General features: G+C 72.4%; 8 protein-coding genes. 2 read left to right on the forward strand and 6 right to left on the reverse strand.

Going from position 1 to position 7615, the window contains the following annotated elements; genetic code table 11:
- A partial coding sequence (locus AOK08_RS34600; protein WP_157876920.1) for a protein kinase domain-containing protein occupies positions 1–420 on the reverse strand: 420 nt, incomplete at its 3' end.
- Between the two features lie 134 nt (positions 421–554).
- On the opposite strand from AOK08_RS34600, the gene AOK08_RS34605 reads away from it, so the two are divergent.
- Positions 555–1331 carry a Mut7-C RNAse domain-containing protein gene (locus tag AOK08_RS34605; protein WP_055533386.1) on the forward strand — a complete coding sequence of 259 codons (777 nt, stop codon included), beginning with the start codon at positions 555–557 and terminating at the stop codon, positions 1329–1331.
- 314 nt (positions 1332–1645) lie between these two features.
- Positions 1646–2668, forward strand: coding sequence for a lysylphosphatidylglycerol synthase transmembrane domain-containing protein (locus AOK08_RS34610; RefSeq protein ID WP_055533388.1), 1023 nt, complete (start codon positions 1646–1648; stop codon positions 2666–2668).
- 20 nt (positions 2669–2688) lie between these two features.
- Here AOK08_RS34610 and AOK08_RS34615 read toward each other — a convergent pair whose 3' ends face one another.
- From AOK08_RS34615 to AOK08_RS34635, 5 genes are all read right to left on the reverse strand, one after another.
- Positions 2689–3726 carry a class I SAM-dependent methyltransferase gene (locus tag AOK08_RS34615; protein ID WP_055533396.1) on the reverse strand — a complete coding sequence of 346 codons (1038 nt, stop codon included), beginning with the start codon at positions 3724–3726 and terminating at the stop codon, positions 2689–2691.
- A gap of 196 nt (positions 3727–3922) precedes the next feature.
- Positions 3923–5140, reverse strand: coding sequence for a glycosyltransferase (locus tag AOK08_RS34620; protein WP_055533390.1), 1218 nt, complete (start codon positions 5138–5140; stop codon positions 3923–3925).
- Entirely contained in the window at positions 5137–5964 is an 828-nt protein-coding gene (locus AOK08_RS34625; RefSeq protein ID WP_055533392.1) for an alpha/beta fold hydrolase, read from the reverse strand. The genes AOK08_RS34620 and AOK08_RS34625 overlap by 4 nt, the downstream gene beginning before the upstream one ends.
- Positions 5965–5966: 2 nt before the next feature.
- Positions 5967–6290, reverse strand: coding sequence for an acyl carrier protein (locus AOK08_RS34630; RefSeq protein WP_055533394.1), 324 nt, complete (start codon positions 6288–6290; stop codon positions 5967–5969).
- On the reverse strand, positions 6287–7615 hold a 1329-nt coding region (locus AOK08_RS34635; RefSeq protein WP_157876921.1), incomplete at its 5' end, for a 4'-phosphopantetheinyl transferase superfamily protein. The genes AOK08_RS34630 and AOK08_RS34635, both read right to left, overlap by 4 nt.

Genomic DNA, 7615 nt, shown 5'->3' on the forward strand with positions numbered 1-7615 from the left:
GTTGCCCGGTTTGATGTCGCGGTGCAGCACACCGCTCGCGTGGGCGGCGGCGAGCGCGTCGGCGATGCGTACGCCGATGTCCCGGGCCTCGGCGGCCGGGAGGGGGCCCTGCCGGTGGAGGCGGTCGCCGAGCGAACCGCCGGGGCACAGCTCCAGGACCATGTACGGGCGGCCGTCGTCGAGGACCCCTGCGTCGTACACCGCCACCACGTGCGGGTGGCCCGACAGTTGGCCCGCCGCGGTGACCTCGCGCAGGAACCGCTGCCGGTCACGTCCGGTGGCCAGGACGCGACTGTCCATCTTGAGGGCGACCTCGCGGCCCACGGACAGCTGGCGGGCCCGGTACACGGTGGCGAACCCGCCCTGGCCGAGCACCTCGGCGACCTCGTAGCCGGGCACGCCCGTACGTTCGAACTGCATGCTGCCGTACTCCCCCACCAGCGAGGCCGAGCGCCCGGCCACGGAACCGGACCAGGGTGTTGTCGAGAGCGCCGAGAGTAGTGCACCGGAAATCCGGTGGGCGTGCCCGGGCCGGGCGATGCCATGCTGGCCCGGTGAGCAGACCGGAGATCGTCATCAGTTTCGCCCCCGAGCTGGGGCTCTTCGTCCCGTCCGAGCGGCGCGCCGGGCCGACGGCCCTCGTCACCGACGGGTCGTCCTCACTGGGGCACGTGGTGGAGTCGCTGGGCGTGCCGCTCACCGAGGCAGGGCGGCTGCTGGTCGACGGCCGGGAGGTTTCGGTGTCCCATGTGCCGGGCGCGGGCGAGACGGTGGAGGTCACCGCCGTCGTCAGACCGCAGACGGTGCCGGGGGCGCCCCTGCGGTTCCTGCTCGACGTGCATCTGGGCACGCTGGCCCGCCGGATGCGGCTCCTGGGCATCGACACGGCGTACGAGAGCGAGGACATCGGCGATCCGGCGCTGGCCGCGCGGTCGGCGGCCGAGCGGCGGGTGCTGCTCTCCCGGGACCGGGGGCTGCTGCGGCGCCGGGAGCTGTGGGCGGGCGCGTACGTGTACAGCCACCGGCCGGACGACCAGCTCCGGGACGTACTGGACCGGTTCGCGCCCGGTCTCACGCCCTGGACCCGGTGCACCGCCTGCAACGGACGGCTGGAGCAGGCCGACAAGGGGACGGTCGGCGAGCGGCTGGAGGACGGGACGCGGCGTACGTACGACGTCTTCGCGCAGTGCGTGGACTGCGAACGTCTGTACTGGCGGGGCGCGCATCACGCGCGGCTGGAGGCGATCGTCGAGGGCGCGCTGAGCGAGTTCGGCCACCCCCGCGCCCAGCGGTCCTCCGGTGACGGGGAGCCGGTGCCGGAGGACCGGTGAGGAGCTGGTGAGAGGCCGGTGAGGAGCCGTGGGAACCGACGGCCGCGCGGGGGCGTTGAACGGACATCGTGAATGGGACGTATTGACTGGTTGACGGAACGCGAGGAGGGGAGACTCTGCCAGACAGCTCCAGACACCCCCTGTTCCAGCCATCACCTGTGTCGCCGGTCCGCCCTCATCGCCGCTTCTCTTCCTGGACACCACACCGTCACGCGGACTGGGAACGCTCCTGCCGTCCCCCCTTGCCTCGCTCTCCAAATCCCCCCGTCCGCCCCCGCAGCGCGTGGGCGCACCGTGGAAGGACGACGCGCGCTGTGTCCTCATTGCCGATTGTCCCCATAGCTCCGCCCGCTCCGACGGTCCAGAGCCCCGCTCCCCGTGCCTCCTTCTGTGCCCGGTTCCCCGTCGCCCGGCACGCCCGCCGGGTCCTGTGTGTGCTGCCGCTCCTGCTCATCGGGATCTGGGCGGCGGACAACTGGCAGGTCCTGCACGACGGGGCCTGGCAGCTCACCACCGCCGACCCCGGCTGGCTGGCGATCGGGGGCGCGTTCACCATGCTGTGCTGGGTGTCCGCCGCCTTCGCCCGGCAGGGCGCGATCCCGGAGCGGCTGCCGCCCGGACTGCTGATGGCCTCGCAGTTCGCCGCCGGCGCCGCCAACAACGTCCTGCCGGCCGGTCTCGGCGCCCATGCCGTCACCCTGCGCTTCCTCACCGGCCGTGGCATCCCGCTGGCCCGTGCCACCGCCTCCCTCGCCCTGTACTCGCTGGTCAAGCCGGTGGCGAAGCTCCTGGTGATCCTCGTACTGCTGGCGACCTTCCCGACCTCCCTGGGCACCACCGACCTCCTCCCCGACGAGGGGACACTGGTGCCCGTCGCCCTCGGCGTGAGCGGCGCGGTGGTCGTCGTGACGCTGGTGCTGGCCTTCGTACGTCCGCTGCGGCGCCCCCTGCTGAACGGTCTGCGCACGGCCCTGACCGACGCGCGGCGGCTGCACACCCGGCCGGTCCGGGTCGCCGCGCTGTGGGGCGGTGCCGCCGGATTCTCGCTGTGCCAGGCGGCCGTACTGGCCAGTGTCGGGGCCTCGCTCGGGCTGCCGATCGCCTGGCCGGACGTCCTCTTCGCCTATCTCGCCGCGAGCGCCGCCGTGGGCGCCGTGCCCGCGCCGGCCGGGATCGGTCCCGTCGACGCGGCCCTCGTGTTCACCCTGGCCGCGATGGGCGCCCCGCTGTCCCTGGCCGCCGCGACCGTCGTCGGCTTCCGTGTCCTGACGGTCTGGCTGCCGCTGCTGCCGGGCGCCCTCGTGCTGTCGCTGCTCGTGCGCAACAAGGTGTTGTAGAGCGCCCGGGCCTCCTCGGTTCAGTCCCGCCGCGCCACCAGGCGGTACGCGTTGGAGACGCCCAGCCGGTGCGAGAGGGGCCGGACGGCGAAGCGGTCCAGCAGGGTGCCCAGGATCAGTGCCGGGACGCCGGCCAGCAGCAGGGCTCCGCGCAGGGTGCGGCGCAGGGCGTTCGGGGGGTGCGGGAGCCAGGGCAGGTTGTCGCGGAAGGCCGCGTTGTCCAGGGCCAGCCAGACGGCGGCCAGCAGGTCGACGGGGTCGTGCGGCTCGGCGTGCTGCTCCAGGACGACGGTGAAACCCAGGTCGGTGAGCCGTTGCCGCAGATTGCCGACGGGCACGAAGTGCAGATGCTGGGGCTGGAGCCAGGGCAGCCACCAGCGGCCGAGCAGCCGGGCGTAGCGGCTGTCGGGGTCGGGGACCTCGATCACCAGGTGACCGCCGGGGCGGATCGCCTGCCGTGCGGCTTCCAGTTCGAGCTGGGGCTCGGTGCTGTGCTCCAGGTAGTGGAACATGCTGACGACGTCGTAGTGGTCGGCCAGTTCGGGGGCCAGTTCGGTGAAGCTGCCCCGGTAGCCGCGCTCGACGCGTCCGGCCCGTTCGGCCAGTTCGGCGCCGTCGGTGAAGTCCAGCCCGTCGAAGGTCGTGCCCGGGTGGACGACCCGGGCCGACTCGCAGAAGTGGCCGTGGCCGGTACCGACGTCGAGCCATTTCTTGGGCGCGTCGTCGAAGGGGAGCAGGGCCTGGGCCCGCTGCTCGTACATCTTCGTACGGCCCGCGAAGGCGTTGCCGAGCTGCTTCTCACCCAGGCCGTCGTAGAAGTCCCGGTAGTAGAACTCCAGCCCGGCGGCGCTGAGCCGGGGGTTCTGGAAGGTGTGCCGGCAGTCCTGGCAGCGGTCGAGCACGAACCGTCCGGGCTTGTGCTGGAGCAGGTCGGTGGTCCGCAGCCGCGTCGCGAGCCGGGCGGAGCCGCACCAGGGGCAACTGGTCTGCGGGGGTTCGAAGAACCGGTCGAGACCGTGGGCCAGGTCGGCCTGGTAGAGGGGCCGGAGGGCTGCCACCTGTTCGTCACGGGTCGGGGCGGCGGCCGACGCCGGGACCTGTGCCGGGGCCTGTGCCGGAGCCGGGGCCGGAGCCGGAGCCGGAGCCGGGGCCTGTGCCTGTGCTTGTGCGGCCTCCGGCGCGTCGGTCCCGTGGCCGTGCCCGTGCCCGTTGTCGTGCGGGTGCTCGTCGTCGCTCATGCCGTCTCCGTCTCCTTCATGCCCTCGGCTCCTGGGCGGGCGCGCCGCCTGCGAGTTGCTCAAGATGGGTGGCCGCCGCTGAGGCACCTCCGGCGGCCCGGAACGCGGTGCCGACGCGGCTCGCCGCGAGGCGGTGGCCGGGCTCGTGCAGTACGGCGTCGATCGCGGCGCCGAGTTTCGGCGCGGTGACCCGCCCGAACCGCACCCGGACCCCGGCCCCGGCGGCCACGACCTGCCCCGCGACGACCGGCTGGTCGTCCCGGATGGGCGCGACGACGAGCGGCACGCCGTGCCAGAGCGCCTCGCACACCGTGTTGTGCCCGGCATGGCAGACGACAGCGTCGACCCTTTCGAGGAGCGGGAGTTGGGGCACCGAGGGGACGATCAGGATGTCCTTGCCGTCCTCGCCGTCCGGCCCACCCGAGGTGTGGCCGAGTACGCCGGCCGGGTCGACGATCACCGTCTGCGTCCGGTCGGCCCGCTCGCGCGCGGCGGTCAGGCACTCGGTCAGGAAGCGTTCGCCGACATCGGTGTTGGCGGTGCCGAGGGTGACGAGGACGGTGGCACGGGCGGGGTCGAGCCAGTCCCAGGGGAAGTCCGACGAGGCCGGCCGGTCGGCGACGGACGGGCCGACGTACTGGATCCGCTCACCCGTACGGGCGCCGGGGCCGACGAACTCCGGTGTGCTGAAGGCGAGTACGAGGTGCGGGGAGAACCGTGGATCGGCGGTGCCAGCAGGGTCGCCGACTCGGTTCCGGAGCCCCGCGAGCCGCTCGAACAGCCACTGCTCGACCTTGGGCATGCCGGACAGCACGTCGGTGAACTCGGCGGACGTGGTGGCCGAGGTGGCCCAGGGCACGCCCAGCCGTTCGGCGACGAGGCCGCCGGCCAGGGTCTGCTGGTCGGAGACGACGACGTCGGGCTCGAACTCCCCCACGGCGGCGGTGACTCCGGGGGCCATCTCCTCGGCGAGCGGGGAGAGGAACCTCTCCCAGAGGAACTTCAGCGCCTCGGGCCCCCGCAGGTCCGGCGGCCGTTCGCTGCCACCGGAGCCGAGGGCGGGCCCGGCGCACAGGAAGACGGTGGCGTCCGCCCCGGCGAGCCTCCGTACGAGTGCCGGGTCGGCGCACGCCCAGGCCGACCGGTGTCCCCGCGCGGTGAGTTCGGCGGCGACCCCGACGGCCGGGTTGATGTGCCCGACGAGCGGCGGTACGACGAACAGGAACCGGCTCATCGTGCCTCCGCCCCTGCCAGTCGCACCGGAACGGGCGCACCGAGAACGAGCGACAGGATGTGCCCGCCGATGGTCCCCGGCGCCTCGACGAACACGGAGTGTTCGTGCCCCGGCACGACGACGGTCCGGCAGTCGGGCAGCACGGACTCCATCCACGGCGCCAGTCCGGCGAGTTCCGAGTCACCCCCGTACACGCCAAGTACCGGGCAGCGTACGGAACTTATCTCGTCGTCGGTCAGTACGCGGCTGGCCGGGACGTCCCGGGCGAGGCTGGTCTCGCGGGCCAGTCGGGCGGCGCCCTTGGCGAGGCGGGCGGTGTTCTGGCTACGGTTGGCGGTGATCCACGCGATGGCCTCGGCCTCGTTGTGGGCGAGTTCGTGCATGACCCGGCCCAGGGCGCCGTCGAGTTTGGCCGCCCAGGAGACAGAGGCCGGTTCCGACTCGATGAGGGTGACACTGGCGGCGCGCTCGGGATGGCGGGCCGCGTATCCGAACGCGACTGTCCCGCCGTAGGAGTTGCCGACCAGATGCACCGGGCCGGTCACCTCCAGACGGTCGAGGAGGGCCTCCAGGTCGTCGATGCTGTCGTCGAGGGTGTAACCGGTGGCGGGGCGGGTGGAGCGGCCGTGGCCGCGCAGGTCGTACATCACGACGTCGATGCCGGAGGCGGCGAACGCCGGTGCCACGGTGAAGTAGTAGCTGGCCAGGCTGTCGGTGAGCAGGCCGTGCACGAGTACGGCCGTGGCCGTGACCGGCTGCCCGCCGCGTGGGCCGACGCGCTGGGTGTGCAGCGCGAGGCCGCCGCCGATGTCGACGATCGCCATGGTCAGCCCGCCTCCGTCGCCTTGAGACTGGCGACGACGTGCTCGACGAGCCGTCCGACGGTGAGTTCGATGATCTCGTCGAAGTCCATGTCGGCCACGAACTCCGCGAAGTTGACCCGGTTGCCGTACTTCTCCTCCAGCAGCCCGGCCAGCGTCACCAGGTCGATGCTCTCCAGTTCCAGGTCGCGGTTGAACGTGGTCTCCATACGGATGTCGACGTCGTCGAGGCCGTACTCGTCCAGAAGGGTCGCGAGCATGCCCGTGATGTCGGCGAGCACTGTCTCCTCGCCGACGGCTGTGCCCGTGTGCCCGTTGAGGCCTCTCATCGCTCCAACTCCCTTTCCTCGGTGACTGATTCGGCCGACCGCGTCGATCCGGTTGATCGGGATAACGCGGTTGATCCGGTTGATCCGGTTGATCCGGTTGATTCGGTTGACTCGGTTGATCCGGTCGTCCAGGCCACGACGTACTTCCTGTCGGGCAACCCGGGGGGATTGCCCGTCTGCTCGCAATGCACGGTGTAGGCGGGTGCGAGGCGTCCGGAGACCGTGAGCCGGTCGCCGGCCTCCGTGGCCTCCCGCACCTCGAAGTCCCTCGGCCGGCCGCCGAATCCGGTGCCCTCCGCCTTCGCGACGGCTTCCTTGGCGGCCCAGAAGCGGGTGAACCAGAGCGCCTCGGACTCGCCGGTGGCGGCCGACTGGGCGCGCATCAGGGCGAGTTCGGCCGGGCCGAGGGCGGTGGCGAGCGTCGACGCGTCCCGCTCGACCACCTCCTCGATGTCGATGCCGGGGTAGGAGCCGTGAGCGGAGCCCGGAGCGGAATCGGGCCGGTGCGGTCGTACGATCGCGACGGCCGCCTCTGCCCGGTGGGCGAGCGAGATGTCCAGCGGGGGCAGGGTGCGGCCGTGCAGGCCGGTGACGTACGGGCGTCCGGTCGGGTCGTTGTGGACCTGGATCTCCGCCGGGAACACATCGCCCTCGCCCTCCTGCTCCCAGAGCCACCGCCGTACGGCGTCCTTGGCGGCGATCCGGCCGAGCAGCCACTGCCGACGACCGCGCGGCGCGTGCCGCCCGTACCGCGAACGCTCGTCCCCGCCAAGGGAGTTGCGCATGATGAGGTCGCGTGAGGCGAGGTCGGGCCAGCGTTCGTGGAGCAGCACCCAGCCGCCCGGACGCCCCTGGGAGAGGGTGTTGCGCTCGGGGAAGCGTTCGACCGGCCTGGTCTGCGGGTCGTTGTCGAACCGCCGGTCCTGCCAGCCGCTCAGCACCGCCCAGACCCGGCCGCCGACGGTCAGTTGGACGTCGGCTTCGAGGACGGTGTCGGTGAGCGAGGTGATCCGCACGAAGCAGCCGACGTCGGTGCCGGGTTCGGGGTGCGGCCCGTAGAACCTCATCTCCCGCATCCCGACCGGGAACACGACCGTCCGCTCGGTGCGCGTCGCCATGATCCAGTACCCGAGGATCTGCCCGACGTTGTCGAGCAGCGAGCCGGGCGCGGGCGGGGTCGTGATGACTCCCCGTACGTGCGCCTCGCCCAGCGCGGTGAGTTCGGTGACCCCCTGGAACGCCGGGCCGTGGAACATCCAGCGCTCGGCGTAGAGCTGGGCGGCGGTGTGGTCGGGGGTGCGTTCGGCTTCGGTGGGCCAAGGGGC

It is taken from the genome of Streptomyces graminilatus (genome assembly GCF_001418565.1).
GTDB lineage: Bacteria > Actinomycetota > Actinomycetes > Streptomycetales > Streptomycetaceae > Streptomyces > Streptomyces graminilatus.